Source organism: Pseudomonas syringae (assembly GCF_001698815.1).
Taxonomy (GTDB): Bacteria; Pseudomonadota; Gammaproteobacteria; order Pseudomonadales; family Pseudomonadaceae; genus Aquipseudomonas; species Aquipseudomonas syringae_A.
Genome location: NZ_LGSI01000040.1, coordinates 173,739 through 196,247, shown reverse-complemented (window position 1 = coordinate 196,247; position 22,509 = coordinate 173,739). Strand labels below are relative to the sequence as shown.

The 22,509-nt window shown below is 58.7% G+C and carries 16 protein-coding genes; 9 read left to right on the top strand and 7 right to left on the bottom strand.

Features of this window, described 5'->3' with window-relative positions:
- Positions 1 to 64 precede the first annotated feature (64 nt).
- Both AFK24_RS12240 and AFK24_RS12235 read right to left on the bottom strand, forming a co-directional pair.
- Positions 65 to 5,356 (bottom strand): dermonecrotic toxin domain-containing protein, encoded by a 5,292-nt coding sequence (locus AFK24_RS12240; RefSeq protein ID WP_065833479.1) that lies wholly within the window; start codon positions 5,354 to 5,356, stop codon positions 65 to 67.
- Between the two features lie 137 nt (positions 5,357 to 5,493).
- Entirely contained in the window at positions 5,494 to 6,057 is a 564-nt protein-coding gene (locus AFK24_RS12235) for an NADPH-dependent FMN reductase (protein WP_065833478.1), read from the bottom strand.
- Positions 6,058 to 6,362: 305 nt separating this feature from the next.
- On the opposite strand from AFK24_RS12235, the gene AFK24_RS12230 reads away from it, so the two are divergent.
- Positions 6,363 to 6,575: a hypothetical protein gene (locus AFK24_RS12230; protein WP_065833477.1), complete on the top strand. Its 213-nt coding sequence runs from the start codon at positions 6,363 to 6,365 to the stop codon at positions 6,573 to 6,575.
- Between the two features lie 55 nt (positions 6,576 to 6,630).
- Here AFK24_RS12230 and AFK24_RS12225 read toward each other — a convergent pair whose 3' ends face one another.
- The 4 genes from AFK24_RS12225 to AFK24_RS12210 are packed head-to-tail and all read right to left on the bottom strand — an operon-like array spanning position 6,631 to position 9,241.
- Positions 6,631 to 7,215 carry a GNAT family N-acetyltransferase gene (locus AFK24_RS12225; RefSeq protein ID WP_065833476.1) on the bottom strand — a complete coding sequence of 195 codons (585 nt, stop codon included), beginning with the start codon at positions 7,213 to 7,215 and terminating at the stop codon, positions 6,631 to 6,633.
- A gap of 25 nt (positions 7,216 to 7,240) precedes the next feature.
- Positions 7,241 to 7,999, bottom strand: a complete 759-nt coding sequence (dnaQ, locus tag AFK24_RS12220; protein WP_065833475.1) for a DNA polymerase III subunit epsilon — start codon at positions 7,997 to 7,999, stop codon at positions 7,241 to 7,243.
- The gene (rnhA, locus tag AFK24_RS12215; RefSeq protein ID WP_020288766.1) at positions 7,992 to 8,444 is read right to left on the bottom strand and encodes a ribonuclease HI; all 453 of its coding nucleotides are present in this window, start codon (positions 8,442 to 8,444) and stop codon (positions 7,992 to 7,994) included. The genes dnaQ and rnhA overlap by 8 nt, the downstream gene beginning before the upstream one ends.
- Before the next feature lie 38 nt (positions 8,445 to 8,482).
- Positions 8,483 to 9,241, bottom strand: coding sequence for a methyltransferase domain-containing protein (locus AFK24_RS12210; RefSeq protein WP_065833474.1), 759 nt, complete (start codon positions 9,239 to 9,241; stop codon positions 8,483 to 8,485).
- A gap of 83 nt (positions 9,242 to 9,324) precedes the next feature.
- On the opposite strand from AFK24_RS12210, the gene gloB reads away from it, so the two are divergent.
- The 8 genes from gloB to fabI all read left to right on the top strand — a co-directional run bounded on the left by gloB (position 9,325) and on the right by fabI (position 20,253).
- Positions 9,325 to 10,104, top strand: coding sequence for a hydroxyacylglutathione hydrolase (gene gloB / locus AFK24_RS12205; protein ID WP_065833473.1), 780 nt, complete (start codon positions 9,325 to 9,327; stop codon positions 10,102 to 10,104).
- Positions 10,105 to 10,203: 99 nt separating this feature from the next.
- The gene (locus tag AFK24_RS12200) at positions 10,204 to 11,811 is read left to right on the top strand and encodes a lytic transglycosylase domain-containing protein (protein WP_065833472.1); all 1,608 of its coding nucleotides are present in this window, start codon (positions 10,204 to 10,206) and stop codon (positions 11,809 to 11,811) included.
- 247 nt (positions 11,812 to 12,058) lie between these two features.
- On the top strand, positions 12,059 to 13,888 hold the full coding sequence (locus tag AFK24_RS12195) for an extracellular solute-binding protein (RefSeq protein ID WP_065833471.1): 1,830 nt from the start codon (positions 12,059 to 12,061) through the stop codon (positions 13,886 to 13,888).
- Positions 13,885 to 15,732: an extracellular solute-binding protein gene (locus AFK24_RS12190; RefSeq protein WP_065833470.1), complete on the top strand. Its 1,848-nt coding sequence runs from the start codon at positions 13,885 to 13,887 to the stop codon at positions 15,730 to 15,732. The genes AFK24_RS12195 and AFK24_RS12190 overlap by 4 nt, the downstream gene beginning before the upstream one ends.
- A 1-nt stretch (position 15,733) precedes the next feature.
- Complete coding sequence (locus tag AFK24_RS12185) at positions 15,734 to 16,807, top strand: microcin C ABC transporter permease YejB (protein ID WP_065833469.1); 1,074 nt, start codon at positions 15,734 to 15,736, stop codon at positions 16,805 to 16,807.
- A 1-nt stretch (position 16,808) separates the two neighbouring features.
- Positions 16,809 to 17,828: an ABC transporter permease gene (locus tag AFK24_RS12180; RefSeq protein WP_020288773.1), complete on the top strand. Its 1,020-nt coding sequence runs from the start codon at positions 16,809 to 16,811 to the stop codon at positions 17,826 to 17,828.
- Between the two features lies 1 nt (position 17,829).
- Positions 17,830 to 19,440, top strand: a complete 1,611-nt coding sequence (locus AFK24_RS12175) for an ABC transporter ATP-binding protein (protein ID WP_065833468.1) — start codon at positions 17,830 to 17,832, stop codon at positions 19,438 to 19,440.
- An 18-nt stretch (positions 19,441 to 19,458) separates the two neighbouring features.
- Positions 19,459 to 20,253, top strand: a complete 795-nt coding sequence (fabI, locus tag AFK24_RS12170; RefSeq protein ID WP_065833467.1) for an enoyl-ACP reductase FabI — start codon at positions 19,459 to 19,461, stop codon at positions 20,251 to 20,253.
- 186 nt (positions 20,254 to 20,439) lie between these two features.
- Here fabI and AFK24_RS12165 read toward each other — a convergent pair whose 3' ends face one another.
- Positions 20,440 to 22,311, bottom strand: coding sequence for a SurA N-terminal domain-containing protein (locus AFK24_RS12165; protein ID WP_065833466.1), 1,872 nt, complete (start codon positions 22,309 to 22,311; stop codon positions 20,440 to 20,442).
- Positions 22,312 to 22,509: the final 198 nt, after the last annotated feature.

Here is a 22,509-nt window from a genome sequence, read left to right as displayed (position 1 = left end):
GGCAGACGTTCCATACATAAAGCAGTGCGGGTAAGCGCAAGCCGGGAGCAACGGAGGGACGTTTTCAGCTAAAACGTCTGCGCCCAAGGTTCATGACTAGCCAGGTCACCGAGTCGGCGTTGTTGAGGATGATCTCGCTGCGCTTCTGGGCATCATTGAGGAATACGTTGCGCGCCTGCTCCAGTGTCTCTTTCCCGGTTATGCGCAGCACAGCCTGTTTACCAGCGCCGTCCCAGTCGTTGAGATCACGCCAGAGTGATCTGTCATACCTGACAAACAAGTGCACGGGATCAGCCAGATGCGACAAGGTCCGCGTCCGAAGAAACTCAAGGTCTTCCCTGAATGTGTCCTCCGGCGAGAGCGGGTCGGCGAGCAAATCAACGAAGGGCGCGCTTGATTCGACGTAGGCGATGTCATGCGTATCGTTGACCAGGTGCGACACCTCATGGAGCAACGAGGCTGCTCGATAATGGGCGCCAACATTGAAACTTCCATGCATCCCTCCCTGGGGTTTAAGTCGAAACGGCGGCGTCTCGAAAAAACGCTCGGTCAGGTAGATACGGCGCAGCGGATCGCTTCTGAAAATAAACGCCTGGGTTGACTCGACCCCTGGCTTGTTGGACCCCGTGACGTAGCGGATGGACGAAAACGTGGACAGCGAGGCGTCACTGATGCCCAGGTAGAGATCAGTCACAATCGTGTGTATCGCTGCGAGCAACTCCGGGCTGGGGCTTTGCACCCCAAAGAAATCCATGATCATCTGCCGCACTTCAACCCTCAGGTCTCCCTCAGGCTGGACCGGCGTGAGGTTCAAGAGGCAATCCTCGGCATACCGAATGGCATGGCGACGGGCCTCATCGATCATCACCACCCGATTGCGATAGAGGCGGCGAATTTCCTTGATCCCGCGGGCTTCGATGACGATGGCTTCATCGACGACGAAATCCGTCCTGATGACCTTCAGGCTCGTCAGCATGCTGCCGCCGCCGCGCAAGCCCCAGTCGATATCGAGCTCCCATTGCTGGCGCTCGTTGAGCTTGATCCTGGGTCCGTTGCCCTGTTCCCCGACGATAAACCACGCGTTCGAGTCGGTTTCGACCTGATAGACCTGACCCGCGACCGCCGCATACAGCTTCCCGGTAACCGGATGCCGGTACAGATTGTACAACGGGTCTTTTGGCAGCTCCTCCAGCACGATGTCTCGCGCCTCGAACGCTTGCAAGCGGGCCAGCAGCTCGGGAGTCAGCCGGGAATTACGCCACGTGAATTCCGGAAACGCCGGAGCGTTGGGCGCCGGATCGCTGTCGATGATGTCCTCGGTCTGGACCTCCTCCAGCGAATGCCGAGACGAGACCAACATGCCCAATGCCGCAGAAAACTCGGATGCCGCCTTGCCCCAATTGCGCTCGTAGACCGCCTCCACAGAGCCTTTGAACAACAACTGGCTTTGCCAGGCGGCGACCATGAAGCCAATCTTGCCAGGCACAAACGACAGCAACTGGTCCGCAGCAAGGGACATGAGGTGAACAAATGAGCGCCAGTCGGCCTGAGCAGTTGTCACCGACTGCTTCTTGCTGATGTCTTTGATGCTCCAGAGAGTCTCCTCGAACAGGAACCGCAGCACGTTACCGCTTTGCGGCATATCCGCCAGTTCCACTGGCCCCCTGCCCTCGAACGGCACAGCAAACAATCCCTCGGTATCAAAGGGAATGTGCGCTTCGCTAAAGCCGCCGTTGTCGTAACGAGTGCGCAATTGCGGACCGACCCGATTCAGCACCAGCTCCTGTAACGCCGACGACTGTCGCAAATCCGTCAACAATGCCGATTGATCGGCGTACTCCTTGAACGCGTAAGGATCACTGAATAACGCGTGCAGGATAATCGGGCCCTGAGTGACGTCCCGAGGGCCAATCAGAAACATCCCGGCCGCCGCATCCGCCGGCATATCGGCTGCAGGAATCAACAGCAGCGGCCGCAAGATAATGTCCTGCCCATGGACGGGTTGCCGGGCAACGCTGTCCGGCATGTCCAACAGGCTTTTCAGATAGTCATAAGCCGTGTCGCTCAGTTGCCCGCTCAGCTTCATCACCAGTGCCGCCACGAGCATGCGCGACGGCGCTTGTGCGATGAAACGCTGTCGACGAAGCGCATATTCTTCGTTGTTCTGGTCCAGAGTACTTGCGAGCAGCGCCTGATACTGCTCGCCGACGTCGAGATCGCGCACCAGCGTCTGGAAATAGCCGGCGGTCAGCCGATCGGCAGGAGCGATAGCCGCCGGTAAAACCACCGAAAGCGTCGCGCTTTGTATTTGCGAGAAATGATTGAGCGCGTACTCGGTCAGTGTTTCCCGGTTGACGATCGTGGCTGCGGCTAGCGACGACGGCGTTTCCCCCAGTGGCACCAGTGCCGGCACGTACTGGGTGACAGTGATAGAGATGTTGTCCGGGTCGAGGTTTTGTTCAGGGAAGTCAGCTTTGAGCCGGTGACGCAGTGATTCGTGGGCGAACGCACTGAGTGCGGGGATACCCGCCAGGAAATCTTTTGCCGGATCACTGTTTCGGGCATCACGCCGCAGCATATTACCCAAGGCAAGCATGTCGGAATCAGTTGCGTTTTTGAGCCACTCAGGCAGCTGAGCCTGAAACAGTATGACCTGCACAGTTATGGTCAGCGAATCAAGGGTCGGCAACCTGCGCTGATCCGCTTGGATCCGGTCTAGAAAACTGATCAGTAGCGAAGCCGGCATTCGAGATTTTTTCGCGTTTTGCCAACCCTGGCTGACATCGCTTTGCAGGCGATCAAGTCTGCGTTGCTGCAAGGCTCGAAGGAAATGGCCATCCACTGGATTGAGTTTCAGGGTTAACGGTGATTTCAGCGGCCGTTGCAAATAGCCCCGAATCAGCGCCCTGTCTTTTTCGGCAAATAGCCCGAGCCACTTTTCCCGTGTTTCGGCTCTTGCCAGACCGAGATTAAGTCTCGATTCGACGAGGGCAGCAGTCGCTCCTTTTCGCAATCCCCCGATAGCAGACCAGAACACCACACCTTCCTCGGGACGGGCCGGCCGCCGCAACAGGAAGGCGTCAGCCATCGCCACTGCAGGCAGTGCCGGGTCATGGTGCAACGACATCAAATAGATTTGCGTCTGCGCATCGCCGAACTGGTCACGCAATGAGCGCTCCGGGTAATTCAGAACCTGTTGCAGCATCGTCAACTGCGGCTGAGTGAGTCCGTCCAGACGATCTTCAACATCGCCACTCAAGCGCAAGAGATGCCAGTAGATCCGGTCCGCCAGCGCGCGGGTATCGAACTGCTGGCCAGCCCTGCGCACGGATCGAGAGTCCAGGTCGCTGAGGCGTTGCAGGTAACCGTCGATGAAGCCGGTTTCGATGCGTTCGAGCACATGGTTGATAATTGCCGGACACAATTGATCCAGTGAATCCGGCTGCCCCTGGATGAGTTCGACAAGCGCCACGCTGCTGTCGGGCAACGGCGCTGGCCGGCGCCCGCTCAGTCGTTCCAGCAAAAGATCAGTCAGCTTGAAACGCTGGAGCGTCGAAGTTGCCACGTTCGATCCGATGGCGGCACCGGCTGCCGGTCCGCCCGCCCATTGCACCCAGACATGTGCAGCGTCGACAGGCGCTGCGAGCAGTACCGCCAGATATTCGTTCAAGGCCTGACGAACACAGGTTTCGATATCAGGATCAAGGTCAGCCAACAGCTGCACCTGATTTTCCAGCGCACCCAACTGTTCAAGCCAGGTAGCGGCGACAGGCGTCTCAGTGACCGTTGTCTCGACTGTTGCCGGAACGGGAACAAGTGCAGGGAGATTCGGGACGGTATGAGCAGGAAAGATCGACGGCCACTTGTCGACGAAGGCCGAATCGTCGTCGGACCATCGTCCGCCAGCCTCGGCGCGCAGCAATCGACAGTCGATCAACTGACGGATGTCCAGCGCATCGTCGATCATTGCATCGGCTTCGAGAATATCCGGCAATGGTTTACTCAGGACAAACCTCAGATTCCGTTGCTGCAAAGCGAGGACCGCGTCGACTCGCTCGTCTGCAAAGGCGTGCTCCATAGGGTAAGCCTGCAAGCGCAACGGACCTCTGGCGGACAGCAGGACAAGGTCGTCCAGAGACAGGTAACGCCGCAGTTCAGCGCGGCCTTGATCGGTGGAAAAATGATCGCTGATTGCCCCTAGCGTCGAAAAACGACGCAGCCCCTTGAGCGGTGAGTAGAGCATGAGGTTCGGCGGCCCTTCGGCACCGAAATCAACCAGCAGTGGGCTGACCAGCTTCAGCAGGGACTGATCGGTCCCGACAACGCAAAGCTTTTGCACCCGCGGCGTATTGTCGGTTTCTGAACGCTTCGCGCTCGGGTGCAGCAGCGCTGCCAACGGGCGAAATTCGTCAATGCTCAGTGAGCCGTCCTGCCGCTGGGCCAACAGGTGCTGACGCAAGGTTTCAGCCAGCGCACCTGCGATACGCTCCCTGGCGGTCAAGCCTTCAACGCGCGACTTGCGCATGTAGTTGCCGAACAATGCTTCGTAGCTGTCTTTCAAATTCCGCGCGGCATCCGCTATCGCCTTTTCATAGAGCAACGCATGCGCCGCCTCAACAGGCTGGCCGCTGGAATCAAGGAATGCCCTGCTCTGTCCGGCTGGCAACGTATGGCCGGTCAACACTTGCGTCATCACATCCAGTAGGATTTGCACGTTGACGACAGTGGGAGTTGAGACACCGTCGGTGCGGTGCGCTCCCATCTTGATGACCTGCACCAGCGTGTTGCTCGTTGCGCTGATCGACGTCCCGGCAAACGCGTCGGCGAGCTGTTGCTCCAGCGCGTGACGCATCGAGGTACGCAAACAGGGAATCTGCCGCAGGTGTCGAGTTAATGATCGAAGGTGATCGGCCTGCTGATCAATGATTGCCAGCATTCGCGGGTTGAACAACATGTCATCGACCCGCTGGTACTCATACGCCGGTCGACTGTCTGCCAGAGCGGAAAACAGTTCGCCTAAACGACTCTGCAGCTGCCTGCGATTATCAAATCGCTCAAGGCCATACAGTAAAGTGCTGAGGTAAACCCGTTGATCATTCCCGGACCTGTGGCTGATCAGCAATGCGCCGGTCATCTCGGCCGTCGTCGGCACCCCGTCTTCGGTTATCAACTGATCCAGACGGGGGAAATCCAGGACTGACGCGCCCTCGACAACCAGGGATGGGCTGAACAGTCTCTCCAGCCAGCGGTGCTCCTGGACATCGATCCGTTCGTTGAGGAAAGCGTCCGAAACGTCGCGAGCGAATCTCGCCCTGAGTGGGCCGGGATGAAAATAAGGCGCGGGTAAAGCTGACATGATAAGTCTCCTTGTCTGAAACCGGCCTGTGCCATTTCTGACCAGGCACAGGCTGAAACAAAGGAGCTTATCGGCAAGATTCAGGTGGGCTGCGCTACATAAAGCAGCGGTCTATCGTGCGGCAGCGCAACTGGATTTCAGGCTTTTTTGTTCTGCTCAACCCATGCCGCGTAGGCATTGATGAAGGTTTGCAGGAAGGGTTTGGTCTGCTCGGACAGCGTTCCGGCCGCGTCGAAAAACGTGCCCGCGTTGCCCAGGTAGGCTTCCGGCTGTTGCAGGCAAGGAACGTTGAGGAACACCAGGGACTGGCGCAAGTGGTGGTTGGCACCAAAACCGCCGATAGCGCCTGGCGAAGCGCTGATGACAGCACCTGGCTTGCCACTCCAGGCGCTCTTGCCGTACGGCCGGGAGCCGACGTCGATAGCGTTTTTCAAGACGCCGGGCACCGAGCGGTTGTATTCCGGCGTGACGAACAGGACCGCATCGGCCGCGGCGATCTGCTGGCGGAACGCAGCGTAAGACTCAGGCGTGGACGTCGCAGTATCGATGTCTTCGTTGTACAGCGGCAGATCGCCGATCTCGACAATCTTCAACTGCAGATTCGCCGGAGCCAGCGCAGCGAGCGCCAGCGCAACTTTTCGGTTAATGGAGTCCGCACGCAAACTGCCCACCACAACGGCGACCGAATAAACCTGACTCATGGAGATTTCCTTTTGCGAATTCAAAGAGCCATTAGTTATAGATGAAGTCAGGGATTAAAACCGGCTTTAACTTGTTTGGATGTGCCAATATTTTTTGCCAGATGGCGGCGCATCCCGGGAAACCGCCGCTGGAAATATTTTTTTTCAGCAGGAAAACTCCCTGCTAAAACAGCGGTCTACAAGGCTCGAGTGCCAACGCTATAAACCTTTCTTGCGACTCGGCTTACAAGCCAGCGCAGATTATCGGCGCGCGGTGTTAGCATGCAGCAGTAAATGAGCGGTTATCTTCAGAGGTTACAAAGCAAATGGCTTCAGTTCTCGTCGGACAATTTCATGCAAGGGACGCCGAAGGCCGCGTCTACTCCGTGCATGAGTTCCAGGAATCACAGCCCTCCGCGGCTGACGGCACGGAGCCTGTATCAACCTATCGCCTGGCAATCGGTGATCGGGTCAAACATTTGGGCGGAGATGTCTTCCAGTTGCTTCAGTCCGGTGTAGAGATGACCCGTACCAAGTAATACTCGGCCTGGGGTCGCTTGATCGCTTCGTCTTATCGTGAGCGCAAGCGGCTGTTCAGGCTGAACGCGGCTTGTTTTTGTTAACAGCCTCGTCGAACAGCAAGTACCAGAATATCGCTGCTTCCCGGGTGTGCGGGTCAATGCCGCGATAACGCATGTGATCGACCCCGCCGACAACGAACCCGCAGCGTTCGTACAACTTGCAGGCAGCCAGATTGTTGTTCTGGGTTTCCAGCATGATCCCCGGCAAATCCTGTTTGCGACTCCAGAACTGCGCGACATCCAGCAGCGCCCGGGCAACCCCGTTACGACGTGCGGACGCATCAACCGCCAGTTCGTCTATATGGGCAAAGCCGTTCCAGTGCGTGCTCAGCACCACATGCCCTACCGCTCGATCATCCAGCCACGCAACCAACACGGTGCTGTCCGCTGCGTCTCGATAATCGCAGAACTCCTGGGAATCAATGCCGTAATTCTTGGAATAAGGCTCGACCGGTTCAATCTCCCAGCGCTCGACGCTCTGCCCTACCTGCGCCAACGCAAAACCGCTGACGGTGAAGGTGAATTCGCTGTTGAGGATGTAATCCTCGAAGCATTCGTCTGCCACCCGAATGCTCAGTGCGGAGTTTGGCAAGGTCATCACATCGCTACGCTGGATGAAAGAATCACGCTGACGCCTGGTCCCGAGCTTCCTGCAACTGCACCCATAACGCCGGCGCGCCGGCCGATTTGGCGATAGCCGCCATGCGCACATCGTGCTCGGCCAGTTCGCTTTCGCTGGCGCGGATGACGCGGCAACGCGCGCGATCGGCCGGCAAACGACGAATCTCGCTGGCGTTATTGCCCGAACCTTCGCCGGAGCCATTACCGTCCGTGGCATTGCCGGCCAGCGACAGGCTGGTCTGGCCGCCGGTCATGGTCAGGTAGACGTCAGCCAGAATCTCGGAGTCGAGCAAGGCGCCGTGCAATTCACGACCGGAGTTGTCGACGCCATAGCGTTTGCACAAGGCGTCCAGGCTGTTGCGCTGGCCTGGATGGCGTTCACGGGCCATCAGCAGGGTGTCAAGCACCGTGCAATGCTGGGTGATATCGGCCTTGTCGGTCTGACCGATCAGGGCGAATTCATTGTTGATGAAACCGATGTCAAACGCGGCGTTGTGGATGATCAGCTGCGCGCCCTTGATGAATTCAAAGAACTCATCGGCCACTTCGCCGAAACGCGGCTTGCCCACCAGAAACTCATTGGTGATGCCGTGGACGCCGATCGCGCCTTCGTCGCTTTCGCGATCCGGTTGCAGGTAAACGTGGAAATGCCTGCCAGTCAGACGACGGCCAATCAGTTCGACGCAACCGATCTCGATAACCCGGTGACCATCGGTCACCGGCATGCCGGTGGTTTCGGTGTCGAGTACAACACTACGCATGTTTGATGCCTCTCACTTCGTCGACGCCACGATTGGCCAGCTGGTCGGCACGCTCGTTGCCGTAATGGCCAATGTGTCCGCGCACCCATTGCCAGGTCACTGTGTGTCGATTGACTTGTTCATCGAGTAATTTCCAGAGGTCGGCGTTTTTCACCGGCTCCTTGGCTGCGGTCTTCCAGCCGCGCTTCTTCCAGTTGACCATCCACTCGGTAATGCCTTTCATGACGTACTGCGAGTCGGTCACCAGGGTCACGTCGCAGGAGCGCTTGAGTTCCTCGAGGCCGCGAATCGCGCCCGTCAGTTCCATGCGGTTATTGGTGGTGTTGGCTTCGCCGCCCCACAGCTCCTTTTCGACGCCCTTGCACACCAGCAGTGCGCCCCAGCCACCGGGGCCGGGATTACCTTTGCAGGCACCATCGGTGAAGATCTCAACGCTTTCGCTCATTACAACTTTATCCGGAAAATAGTGGGCTTCAGCACAGCCTAGGGTTCGGTACTGCGACGATTCACTTTCGCCATGGGCAGCGGAATGAGCTTGCCCAAGGGTTCACGGCGGGTCTGGCGCACGGGCCGCAGCCCCACCACCATCTTTCGCGCCACTAATAAATAGAAGCCGCCGCCGGGGCTTTGCCATCCGCCGCCAAGCCGTTCAAGGCCAGACAAACGTGCTTGCCAGGCTGCCGAAGCAAGCGGCGGACGATAGCATCCGAAGCGGCGTTTCTCCAGTGCGAAGCCCAGCAGATTAAGCCAGTCGGCGACTCGCGACGGGGAAATGCAACGCGCCTTGCGCAGTGCATCCTGGGCGAACGCGTGGCGCAATCCCCAGGCGCTCCAGGGGTTGATGCCGATAATCAGCAGATGACCGCCGGGGCGCACACTGCTGGCGGCTTCGCGCAACAGGCCATGGGGCGACAGACAGAAATCCAGGCCGTGCTGCAACACCACCACGTCAGCCGCATGCTCGCTGAGCGGCCAGGCCTGCTCTTCACACACGATCTCGACTCCCGGCAGTGGCGCGCCAAGGCGAACGTTGCGCTGCACCTGCTCGGCAGCGGGCGGCGTCTCGGCAGACGGCCCGTAATGCACCAGATAGCCGCCAAAATAACGCCCCAACTCGTCTTCGAGTACGCGACGCTCTTCCTGCAGCAACAATTGGCCCAACGGCCCGGACAACCACTCACGCGCCGAACTGATCAGCGCCAGCCACTCAGGATCAGCCTGGGCGAAAGCTTCATCGGTCATTTCAGTTCTCCTGAGGGGATGCTCGCCTCGAACGTAATCAGACTCTAAGATGCACCATTGTTTCCCGCTAAGCGAACTGCGCCATGATACAGATCGATGCCCTGCCCGCTTTCACTGACAACTACATCTGGTTGTTACAAGATCCTTCCAGCAAACGCTGTGCCGTGGTCGATCCGGGCGATGCGGCGCCGGTACTGAGCTGGCTGGAACAGCATCCCGACTGGCAACTCACTGACATTCTGGTCACCCACCATCACCACGACCACGTAGGTGGCGTTGCCCAGCTCAAGCAGGTCACCGGAGCCAGAGTCCTTGGCCCTGCGGCGGAAAACATCCCGGCACGCGACGTGGCGCTTGTCGATAACGATCGGATAGACGTCCTCGGACTGGACTTCGATGTCTATGCGGTGCCTGGCCATACCCTCGGCCACATTGCCTTCTACCATGGGCAGACTCCAGCGCCTCTGCTGTTCTGCGGTGACACGTTGTTCGCGGCGGGCTGCGGACGGTTGTTCGAAGGCACGCCGGAACAAATGCATCACTCCCTTGACCGCCTGACCGAACTCCCGGACAGCACGCTGGTGTACTGCACTCACGAATACACCTTGAGCAATCTGCGCTTTGCCCAGGCCGTGGAACCGCACAACACCGACATCGCCGAGCGGCTTGCCCAGGTCAGCCAGTGGCGTAGCGAGAACCGCATCAGCCTGCCTTCAAATCTAGCCCTGGAACGCCTGACCAACCCCTTTATCCGCACCCATGAAACATCTGTTAAAGAAAAAGCGGACGAACGGACCGGCGCCTCTAATCCGTCGCCGAGCGCGGTTTTTGCTGCATTGCGCGCTTGGAAAGATAAGTTCTAAACAACCCGCAAATCAGTAACAAAATTCTGAATGGTTGACCATTGGCAGGGCTGTTCCTAGAATCGCCCGACATTTTCGCCTGGAACTACCCCCCAGCCAATGTCGTCACCTATAAGCAGAACCCTCAATTCAGACGCATTGACCCGGTTGGCTCAGGCTATCGCTGTTGCCGTGAGCGCTACGCTTGCGGGCTGTCAAACCACCAGCCATATCGAGCCCAGCAGTACCCATCGCGCGCCGACCCTGGCCGCGGGGATCAAGCCAAAACCGATTTTTCTCAGCCACAAACCAACGCCACTTGCGCCAGCGCAAGACGTCTGGGAGCGGATGCGTCAGGGCTTTCAGTTGCAACAGGGCAACGACCTGAACCCGCGAATCGATCAACAGCGCCTCTGGTTTGCCAACAACCCATCGTTCCTCGAGAACGCCGGCGAGCGCGGCAGCCTGTACATGCACTACATCGTCGAGCGCCTTGAAGAGCGCAACATGCCGCTGGAACTGGCCCTGCTGCCAGTGATCGAAAGCGCCTACAACCCGATGGCCGTGTCCCGCAGCAGTGCGGTCGGCCTGTGGCAGTTCATCCCGTCCACCGGTCGTTATTTCAACCTGCGTCAGACCAGCTTTTACGATGGCCGCCGTGATGTTCAGGCTTCGACCGTTGCAGCACTGGATTACCTGAGCAAGCTGCACGATATGTTCAACGGCGACTGGCTGCTGGCCCTGGCTGCCTACAACGCTGGCGAAGGCACGGTCAGCCGCGCCATCGAACGCAACGACAAACTGAACCTGCCAACGGATTACTGGAACCTGCCCCTGCCGCAGGAAACCAAGGATTACGTGCCCAAGCTGCTGGCGCTGTCCCAGGTTGTTCTGGCACCTGAAGCTTACGGCGTGAACCTGAACCCGATTGCCAATCGCCCCTATTTTGAAGTCGTTGAACTGAACCAGCGCATGGACCTGTCCAAGGTCGCCGCGCTGGCCAACATCGACGAAGACGAATTGTTCCAGCTCAACCCGGCCTTCAAGAAGCGCATGACCGTTGACGGCCCGCAGCACTTGCTGGTGCCGACTTCCAAGGCGCAGCTGTTGACCGCCAGCCTGTCGACCATGAAGCCTCAGGAACTGGTCGACTGGCAGCAATACCGCGTGCGTCCCGGCGATACCCTCGCCAGTCTCGCCAGCCGTTATCAGGTTTCGGTCAGTTCGTTGAAGAGCAGCAACAAGATTGCCGGCAACAACCTGCGCGTCGGTCAGGCCCTGACGATTCCGACCCAGCCCGGCATGAGCCCTGCGCAACCGGTTTTCGAAGAAGTGGCCCGCAACGACAAGCCGCTTCGCAGCCGCAGCTATAAGGTCAAACCCGGCGAAAACCTGACCATGATCGCCAAGGCGAACAAGGTCGACGTCAAGGATTTGCAGCACTGGAACAAGCTATCCGGCCAAGGTCTGAAAGTCGGTCAGACGCTGGTCATGGAAGACAAGACCAAAGCCAGAAGCACGGTAGTCGCCAGCGCCAACACCAAGGTCAAGCCCGATGCCAAGGAAGCTGACAAAAAATCCATGCAATACAAAATCCAGAAAGGCGACTCGATGTACCTGGTTGCCAAGCGCTTTAACGTCGAGATGCAACATCTCAAGCGCTGGAACCCCCGCACCGGTGCAGCACTCAAGCCCGGCCAGACCCTGACGGTTTATCTGCCGCATTGAGATTCGCCGTCCATGCCTCGCTGGAGCGAGGCTTGCCCGCAAATCAGACGCCTCGGTGAGCCAGATACACCGCGTTTTGGTTCTTCGCGGGCAAGCCTCGCTCCAACGAATCCAGTTTCCAGTTCAAATGGTTGGTTTTTGTTTGTTGAGAGCGACAGGCGTGGGATCCCACGCTTTCCGCCGCAGTCTTTTTCCTGCCGATACAAGCTGTTACTGTTACCGACCTAAAGCCCAAGCCGTCTGGATCGTGATACGTCCCTTCCTGCTACTTATTAGTCTGGCCTTGAGCTTTCCCGTCTGCGCAGCCATCAGCGAAAGCCACGGCTATGCGCAATTCGGCGTGCTCAAGTATCCGGCCAGCTTCACGCATTTCGACTGGGTAAATCCCGAGGCGCCGAAAGGTGGCACCTTGCGAATGATGGCTTTTGGCACGTTCGATACGCTCAATCCTTATACCTTCAAGGGCAGCAGCCCGATTTCCACCGGTAACTTCCTGCAATACGGCGTCAGTGAGCTGAACGAACCGCTGATGGTCGGCACCGGCCAGTACGATCCGTCCGGGGATGAGCCGACCTCAAGTTATGGCTTGATCGCGCAGAGTGTGGAGTACAGCGAAGATCGCAGCTGGGTGGTGTTCAACTTGCGCCCACAGGCGCGCTTTCATGACGGCAAGCCGATTACCGCCTACGACGTGGCGTTTTCTTATCGCACGCTGCTGAAGGATGGCCATCCGCAATACCGCACGGCGCTGCAGGAAGTGCAGCGGGTCGACATTCTCAATCGACATCGCATTCGCTTCGTCTTCAAGCGCGCGGGGAATCCGCTGCTGATTCTGCGTCTGGGCGAGCTGCCTGTACTGCCGCAGCACTATTGGAAAGACCGCGACTTCAAGGCCACCACCTATGAGCCGCCACTGGGCAGCGGGCCGTATCGCATCACGCGCGTGCATCCCGGTCGCCAGTTGGTGTTCGAACGGGTCAAGGATTACTGGGGCAAGGACTTGCCGGTCAATCGCGGCAAGTACAATTTTGATCGGGTCGAAGTCGAGTTCTATCGCGACAGCGATGTCGCGTTCGAAGCCTTCAAGGCGGGTGAATTCGACATTTATATCGAGCATCAGGCCAAGAATTGGGCCACCGGTTACAACTTCCCGGCCGTGGCTAATGGCGATGTGATCAAGGCGCAAATCCCGCACAAAATCCCAACCCAGACCCAGGGTTTGTTCATGAACACCCGGCGCGCCACCTTCGCCGACGTCAAAACCCGCGAAGCCTTGGGCTTGATGTTCAACTTCGAGTGGACCAATCGCACGCTGTTCAGCGACGCCTACAAGCGTTCGACCAGCTACTACCCCAACAGCGAGTTCTCAGCTACCGGTCTGCCGACGGGCGCGGAATGGCTGCTGCTGTCGCCGTATCGCGAGCAACTGCCGCCAAGCCTGTTCACGCACCCCTTTGCCGTATCGAAAACCGATGGCGGCGGCATCCCACGGGAAACCTTGCGCAAGGCATTGGGGCTGTTCGGCGAAGCGGGCTGGAAGCTGGCGGATCAACGTTTGATGAATCGTGATGGTCAGCCGTTGCGCTTCGAGATCCTGCTGGTCAACCCGAATCTCGAACGCATTCTGCAACCCTATATCGAAGACCTGCGACGCATCGGCATCGACGCGCGGCTGCGCACGGTGGATCGCGCCCAGTACAAACAGCGCCTGGATCAGTTCGATTTCGACATGATTCTCATGACGCTCAACCAGACCCTCAGCCCTGGCCTGGAGCAATGGCAATACTTCCATTCCAGCCAGGCGGCGATTACCGGCAGCAAGAATTACGCCGGTGTCGCCAATCCGGTGGTCGACAGCCTGCTCAATCAGTTGCTCGCCGCGCAAACTCGCGACACCCAAGTTGCCGCCGCCCGCGCACTGGACCGGGTCCTGCTTTCGCAGCATTACAGCATTCCGAACTGGTACCTCAACAATCATCGCCTGGCGTACCGCAACCGGTTCGCCATGGTCACCACCCCGCCCTATACGTTGGGGTTGCGCGCGTGGTGGCTCAAGCCCCTGGAGAAGACTCAATGACCGTTTTGCGTTCCCTGCTGATGCAGGCTGGCGGCCTCTTCCTCGCCGGCGTGGCCTGCACAGCTCAGGCAGTGCCTCTGCACGCCGTGACCATGTACGACGAAGCGCCAAAGTATCCGGCCAACTTCACGCACTTCGATTACGTCAACCCCGATGCACCCAAGGGCGGGCTCTTCCGCCAGGCGGGTTTCGGCAGCTTCGACAGCCTCAACCCGTTCATCAACAAGGGCACGGCCGCCGATGACGTCGGCATGATCTACGACACATTGGCCCGCTCCAGCCTGGACGAGCCGATGACCGAGTACGGCCTGATTGCCAGCAAGATCGAAAAGGCTCCGGATAACAGCTGGGTGCGCTTTTACCTGCGTCCGCAAGCACGCTTCCATGACGGCCACCCGATCCGCGCCGAAGACGTGGAGTTTTCCTTCAATACCCTGATCAAGGATGGCACCCCGATGTACCGCGCGTATTACGCCGGCGTCGACAAGGTGGTGGTCGAGGATCCGCTGCGGGTGCTTTTCAAGTTCAAGGACAACCAAAGCCGGGAGTTGCCGTTGATCCTCGGCCAGTTGCCCGTGCTTCCCAAACATTTCTGGGCCACCCGCGAGTTCACCAAGGGCAACCTCGAATTTCCGCTGGGCAGCGGCCCCTACAAGGTCGCCGAGGTTAACGCCGGCCGCTCCGTGCGTTACGAGCGAGTCAAGGACTATTGGGCCAAGGACCTGCCAGTCAACCGCGGGCAGTTCAACTTCGATGTGATGAGCTACGACTATTACCGGGACATGGATGTGGCGCTCCAGGCCGGCAAGGCCGGACAGTTCGACTATTGGCTGGAAACCAGCGCGAAGAACTGGGCAACCGCCTACGACACGCCCGCAGTGCGCGAAGGCCGACTCATCAAGGAAGAACTGCCCAACGGCAACCCTCAAGGCATGCAGGGCTTTGTCATGAACCTGCGTCGCCCGCTGTTCCAGGATCCAAAGGTGCGTGAGGCGCTGACCCTGCTGCTCGACTTCGAATGGACCAACAAACAAATGTTCAATGGTTCGTACAGCCGGACCAAGAGCTATTTCGACAACTCGGAAATGGCCGCCAGCGGCCTGCCGTCCGCCGAGGAACTGAAAATCCTCGACCCCTGGCGCGGCAAGATCCCCGAGCGAGTGTTCAGCGAACCTTTCCAACTGCCGGTCAACGACGGCAGCGGCATGATTCGTCCGCAATTGCGGCGTGCCTTCCAGTTATTGCAGGAGGCTGGCTGGACCATCAAGAACGACAAGATGAGCGATGCCGAGGGCAACCCGATGAAACTGGAGTTTCTTCTGGCCCAGACCCAATTCGAACGCATCCTACTGCCCTACAAACGCAACCTCAGCGACCTGGGCATTGAACTGACCATCCGCAGGGTCGACGCATCGGAATACATCAACCGCCTGCGCTCGCGGGACTACGACATGATTGTCAGCAGCTTTCCCCAGTCCAGCTCGCCGGGTAATGAACAACGCGAGTACTTTCACTCAGTCAGCGCCGACCGGACCGGCAGCCGCAACTTCATGGGCCTCAAAGACCCGGCGGTGGACAGCCTGGTGGACGGCCTGATCAATGCCAACTCCCGACAGAGTCTGGTCGACCACGCCCGGGCTCTGGATCGGGTGCTGCTATGGGGTTTCTACGTGCTGCCGAACTGGCACATCAAGACCTGGCGCGTCGCGTATTGGGATCACATCGCCCATCCCGGCGTAAAAGCGCTATCGGACATCGGTACCAACACTTGGTGGTACAAACCTGACGCCCATCCGACGGCGCCCCAACAACCAGGCAATGCGCCTGCCAGTACGGAGCGCTGAGATGCTGGCTTATATCTTTCGGCGCCTGCTGCTGATCATTCCGACCCTGTTCGGCATCCTGCTCATCAACTTCGTGATCATCCAGGCCGCGCCCGGCGGGCCGGTGGAACAGATGATCGCTAAACTCGAAGGCTTCGAGGGCGCGACCAGCCGCATCGCTGGTGGCGGTGCCGAGGTTTCGGTAGCGGGCTCGACCTATCGCGGCGCACAAGGCCTCGACCCCGGTCTGGTCAAGGAAATCGAGCGCATGTACGGCTTCGACAAGTCGGCCCCGGAACGCCTGTGGATCATGGTCAAGAACTACGCGCACCTGGATTTTGGCGACAGCTTCTTTCGGGATGCCAAGGTCATCGACCTGATCATAGAGAAAATGCCCGTGTCCATTTCCCTGGGGTTATGGAGCACGCTGATCATGTACCTGGTGTCGATCCCGCTGGGCATCGCCAAGGCAACCCGCCACGGCAGTCATTTCGACGTGTGGACCAGCTCGCTGATCATCGTCGGTTACGCAATTCCGGCGTTCCTCTTCGCCATCCTGCTGATCGTGGTGTTTGCGGGCGGCAGTTATCTGGACTGGTTCCCGTTGCGCGGCCTGACCTCGAACAACTTCGACGAACTGAGCACCGGCGGCAAGATTCTCGACTACTTCTGGCATCTGGTGCTGCCCGTCACCGCTCTGGTGATCGGCAACTTTGCCACCATGACCCTGCTGACCAAAAACAGCTTCCTCGATGAAATCGGCAAGCAATACGTGATCACCGCCAAGGCCAAGGGCTTGAGCAACCATCGCGTGCTGTACGGACATGTGTTCCGCAACGCCATGTTGCTGGTGATCGCCGGCTTCCCTTCGGCGTTCATCGGCATCTTCTTCACGGGCTCGCTGCTGGTGGAGGTGATTTTTTCTCTGGACGGCCTGGGCCTGATGAGCTTCGAAGCCGCCATCAACCGTGATTACCCGGTGGTTTTCGGCACGCTGTTCATCTTCACCTTGCTGGGTTTGGTGGTGAAGCTGATCGGCGATATCACCTACACGCTGGTAGACCCGCGCATCGACTTTGAAAGCAGGAAACATTGATATGAAGTTGTCTCCTCTCAATCGTCGCCGCTTCGAACGTTTCAAGGCCAACAAGCGGGGCTGGTGGTCGTTATGGCTATTTTTGATCCTGTTCGGCCTGAGCCTGGGCGCGGAACTGATCGCCAACGACAAGCCCTTGGCCGTGCGCTATGACGGCAGCTGGTATTTCCCGGTGCTTGAGCGCTACCCGGAAACCACATTCGGCGGGGAATTCCCGCTGGAAGCCAACTACAAAAGCCCTTACATCAAGGAACTGCTGGCCGCCAAAAACGGCTGGGTGTTGTGGGCGCCGATTCCGTTCAGCTACCAGAGCATCAATTACGACCTGAAAGTCCCGGCGCCCGCGCCGCCGTCCGCGGAAAATCTGTTTGGCACCGATGACCAGGGCCGCGACGTGTTGGCCCGAGTCATCTATGGCTTCCGGGTTTCGGTGCTGTTTGCCCTGACCCTGACCATCCTCAGTTCGATCATCGGCGTGATTGCCGGTGCCTTGCAGGGCTTCTATGGCGGCTGGGTGGACCTGCTCGGGCAGCGCTTCCTGGAAATCTGGTCGGGACTGCCGGTGCTGTATCTGCTGATCATTCTCGCCAGCTTCGTCCAGCCCAACTTCTGGTGGCTGCTGGGCATCATGCTGCTGTTTTCCTGGATGAGCCTGGTGGACGTGGTGCGCGCCGAATTCCTGCGCGGGCGCAATCTGGAATACGTGCGCGCCGCCCGGGCGCTGGGCATGGAGAACGGCGCAATCATGTTCCGCCACATCCTGCCCAACGCCATGGTTTCGACCATGACGTTCATGCCGTTCATCCTCACCGGCGCTATCGGCACCCTGACGGCGCTGGATTTCCTCGGCTTTGGTCTTCCGGCTGGCTCGCCATCGCTGGGCGAACTGGTGGCACAGGGCAAATCCAACCTGCAGGCACCGTGGCTCGGCATCAGTGCCTTCGCTGTACTGGCCTTGATGCTCAGCCTGCTGGTGTTTATCGGTGAATCCGCCCGCGACGCTTTCGACCCAAGGAAATGAGATGAACAATGACAATCTGATCGAGATTCGCGATCTGGCCGTCGAGTTCGTGGCGGGCGAAGGCTGTCAGCGCGTGGTCGAAGGCATCAACTTTGATATCCGCCGTGGCGAAACCCTCGCGCTGGTGGGTGAAAGTGGCTCCGGCAAATCAGTGACGGCGCATTCGATCCTGCGCCTGCTGCCCTACCCGCTCGCCCGTCACCCAAGCGGCACGATTCATTATGCCGGCCAGGATTTGTTGACCCTGAGCGAGAAAAAACTGCGGGCGATCCGTGGCAATAAAATCGCCATGATCTTTCAAGAGCCAATGACCTCGCTGAACCCGCTGCAATCCATCGAAAAGCAGATCAACGAAGTGCTCGGCCTGCACAAAGGTCTGATGGGCAAGGCCGCCACACACCGCACCCTGGAGCTGCTGGAGCTGGTAGGCATACCCGAGCCGCAAAAAAGACTCAAAGCCCTGCCACACGAGCTCTCAGGCGGCCAGCGCCAGCGTGTGATGATTGCCATGGCCTTGGCCAACGAGCCCGAGCTGTTGATCGCCGACGAACCGACCACCGCGCTGGACGTTACGGTGCAGCTGAAAATCCTCGAATTGCTCAAGGAATTGCAGGCGCGCCTGGGCATGGCGCTGCTGCTGATCAGCCATGACCTGAACGTGGTCAAGCAAATAGCCAATCGTGTATGTGTCATGCAGCGCGGTTGCATCGTCGAACAAGCATCCTGTGAGGAGCTGTTCCGTTCTCCTCAGCATCCGTACACGAAAATCTTGCTGAGCGCGGAGCCCAGCGGCGGTCCGGCGGACAATCCGGCCGGTGCGCCATTGCTGGAAGTGGAGGACCTGCGAGTCTGGTTTCCGATCAAGAAAGGTCTGCTCAAACGGACCGTGGATCATGTCAAGGCGGTGGACGGCGTTCAGTTCAGTCTGCCTCAAGGGCAAACGCTGGGGATTGTCGGCGAAAGCGGCTCGGGCAAATCGACCATGGGCCTGGCTATTCTTCGGCTGATCGGTAGCCAGGGCGTCATACGGTTTCAGGGCAAGACGCTAGACTGCCTGTCGCAGCAGGAGATTCGTCCGCTGCGCCGACAGATGCAGGTGGTGTTCCAGGACCCGTTCGGCAGCTTGAGTCCGCGTATGTCAGTGGGTGAAATCGTCGGCGAAGGCCTGCGTATCCATCGCCTGGGCACCGCTGCCGAGCAGGAGATGGCGATCATCGCGGCGCTCAGGGAAGTAGGTCTGGATCCGGAAACCCGGCACCGCTACCCCCACGAGTTTTCCGGCGGGCAGCGGCAGAGAATCGCCATTGCCCGGGCATTAGTGTTAAAACCGGCGCTGATTTTGCTGGACGAGCCCACTTCGGCGCTCGACCGGACAGTTCAGCGTCAGGTAGTGGAGCTGCTGCGGTCACTGCAAACCAAGTACAACCTGACGTATTTGTTTATCAGCCATGACCTGGCGGTCGTCAAAGCGCTTAGCCACCAATTGATGGTGGTCAAGCAGGGCCAAGTGGTCGAACAGGGTGACGCGCAAGCTATCTTTGCCGCACCGCAACATCCTTATACACAGCAGCTGCTGGAAGCCGCCTTTTTGGCGCCGGTAGCTGTCGATTAACCTGAAGAGGAACAACACATGGGTTTTCTCGCCGGTAAGCGCGTCCTGATCGTCGGTGTCGCTAGCAAACTGTCCATCGCATCCGGCATCGCTGCCGCCATGCATCGCGAGGGTGCAGAGCTTGCCTTCACCTATCAGAACGACAAACTCAAAGGTCGTGTCGAAGAATTCGCCGCAGGCTGGGGCTCCAACCCAGAACTGTGCTTCCCTTGCGACGTCGCCAGCGACGAAGAGATCGCCAAGGTCTTCGAAGAACTGAGCAAGAAGTGGGACGGCCTGGACGTGATCGTTCACTCCGTAGGCTTCGCACCGGGCGACCAGCTCGACGGCGACTTCACCCAAGCCACCACCCGCGAAGGTTTCCGCATCGCGCACGACATCAGCGCCTACAGCTTCGTGGCCCTGGCCAAGGCCGGACGCGAAATGATGAAAGGCCGCAATGGCAGCCTACTGACCCTGTCGTACCTGGGCGCAGAGCGCACCATGCCTAACTACAACGTGATGGGCATGGCCAAGGCCAGCCTGGAAGCGGGCGTACGTTATCTGGCCGGCAGCCTTGGCCCGGAAGGCACGCGCGTTAACGCAGTATCGGCTGGCCCGATCCGCACCCTCGCCGCTTCCGGGATCAAGAACTTCCGCAAGATGCTGGCAGCCAACGAAGCGCAGACCCCACTGCGTCGCAACGTGACCATCGATGAAGTCGGCAACGCCGGCGCGTTCCTGTGCTCGGACCTGGCGTCCGGCATCAGCGGCGAAATCATGTACGTCGACGGCGGCTTCAACACCACCGCGATGGGTAACCTCGAAGAGTAATCTTCACAGCGCTACCCAAGCCCGCAGCTCGCAAGAGTTGCGGGCTTTTTCGTGGGTGAAATCTGTTGGAATGAAGCTTGCTCGCGAATGGATGACGGGTATACCGCATTGCCCCACAAGCTCTCCATCGATAACAAAAAAAAGCCGCTCAATGAGCGGCCTTCCTTTTGTCGTCAGATCAGAGCATCAGAACCGCTCGATCTTCGCCTTGCTTTCCAGTTGCGCACGGTAAGCAGCGAAATCCTGCTGGCCGGCACGGGATGCCAGGAAACGACGGTATTGCGTTTTTTCTTCTTCAGACGGCGCAGCCGCTTGATTGACGCCGTTGAGGCGCACAACCACATAGCTGCCGTCAGCCAGTGTCAGGCTGGTGAAAGCAGGTTTGTCCTTGCCTTCAGGCTTGGGCATACGGAACAGCGCTTGCAACACGGCTGGCTCAACGCCTTCCTGACTGCGAGTCACTGCTTCCATGACCTTCCAGTTCTGCCCATCCTGCTTGGCAGCGACCGGAACCTTGCCATCGCGCAAGCCGGTCAGCAGCGCATCGCCCTTGGCCTTGACTGCGGCGCTGGCGTGCTCCTTGATCAACTGAGCGCGAATGACACTGGCAACGCTCTCCAGAGGCAGCTGTTCAGGCTGGCGGTGCTCCTTGGAGCGCACGACCACTACCGTTTCCGGATCCAGTTCCAGCGCGTTGCTGTTGGAACCTTCTTCCAGTACTTCCGGGCTGAACGCAGCTTGCAGCACCGCGCGGTTAGCCGTCAGACCTTCGCCGCCTTCACGACCAAACGGTGCGGTAGTCTGGACTTTCAGACCCAGATCCTGAGCTGGCTGCACCAGATCGGACGATTCGAACGCCGAATCTTCAAGCTGCTTGGTCGCTTCCACGAAGCGTTGCTCAACCTGCTGGGATTTCAGGTCGTTGGTGAGCTTGCCCTTCAGGCTGGCAAACGTAGGCACCGACGGCGCTTCCACACCCAACAACTTGATCAAATGCCAACCGTAGGAACTTTGCACCGGCGTCGAAACCTGGTCTTTGTTCAAGGCATACAACGCATCTTCAAAGGCCGGGTCGTAAACACCCTTGCCTGCGTAACCCAGATCACCGCCTTTGGAAGCCGAGCCCGGATCCTGGGAGAATTCCTTGGCCAGAGCCGCGAAATCTTCGCCTTTAGCCAGACGCTGCTGAATTTCTTCAATCTTCGCCTTGGCCTGCGCTTCGTTCAGCTTGTCATTCACTTCGATCAGGATGTGTGCAGCGCGACGCTGCTCAGCCAGATTGGAGATTTCTTTCTGATAAGCCGCCTGGAGATCTTCGTCCTTGACCTGCACCTTGTCGAAGAAGGAAGACTTCTTCAGCTCGACGTAATCAAGCACAACCTGTTCCGGACTCAAGAACTCTTTGGCGTGTTCGTCGTAATGCGCCTTGATCTCGTCGTCGGTGACCTTGACTGCTGCGGTATTGGCAGCCAGCGTCAGCGTTGCGAAATCCCGGGTCTGTTTTTCCAGACGGGCAAAAGCCTCAACTTGAGCGTCGGTCACAAAAGCACTGCCAGCGACGCCGGCACGCACCTGACCAATCAACATTTCCTGAGCGAGCATCTGGCGGAACTGCAACCGGGTAAAGCCCAGCTGACGAATCACCTGATCGAAACGATCGGCGTTGAATTTGCCGTCCACCTGAAACTCGGGTGTTTGCAGGATCTGTTGATCCAGTGCAGCTTCCGAGAAGGAAAACTTCGCCTTGGCGGCACCTTGCAACAGCAGCTTGCGGTCAACCAGACCCTTCAAGGCGGCATCGTGCAGCATTTTCTCGTCGAGCAGAGCAGGATCGAAATCCTTGCCCAACTGCTGCATGAGCTGGCGGCGTTGCATGTCGATTGCCTGGCTCAGCTCGGTCTTGGTGATTTCATCACCATTGACCTTGGCGGCGTCCTGCTTGGTGCTGGTCGCCGAAAAAAGGGCGTCGAATCCCGTCAAAGCCATCAAGGCAATGATGACCCCGATGATGGTCTTGGCAATCCAGCCCTGTGAATTGTCCCTGATGTTCTGCAGCATGCGTCCCCCAAAACGGTTGTACTGACTATCCAACCGCGGAGCGTGGGTAGAAAGCGGATAGAAGAAAGGCGCATCCGAGGATGCGCCTTCTCGTAACTGGCGAAGCGGACGGGGTAGCTACTTGCGACCCCGGTGTGTCAGGCCGGATTGAAACCGACCACACTACCGCTCCGCAGCCGATGCAGAATGTTTCTGCTT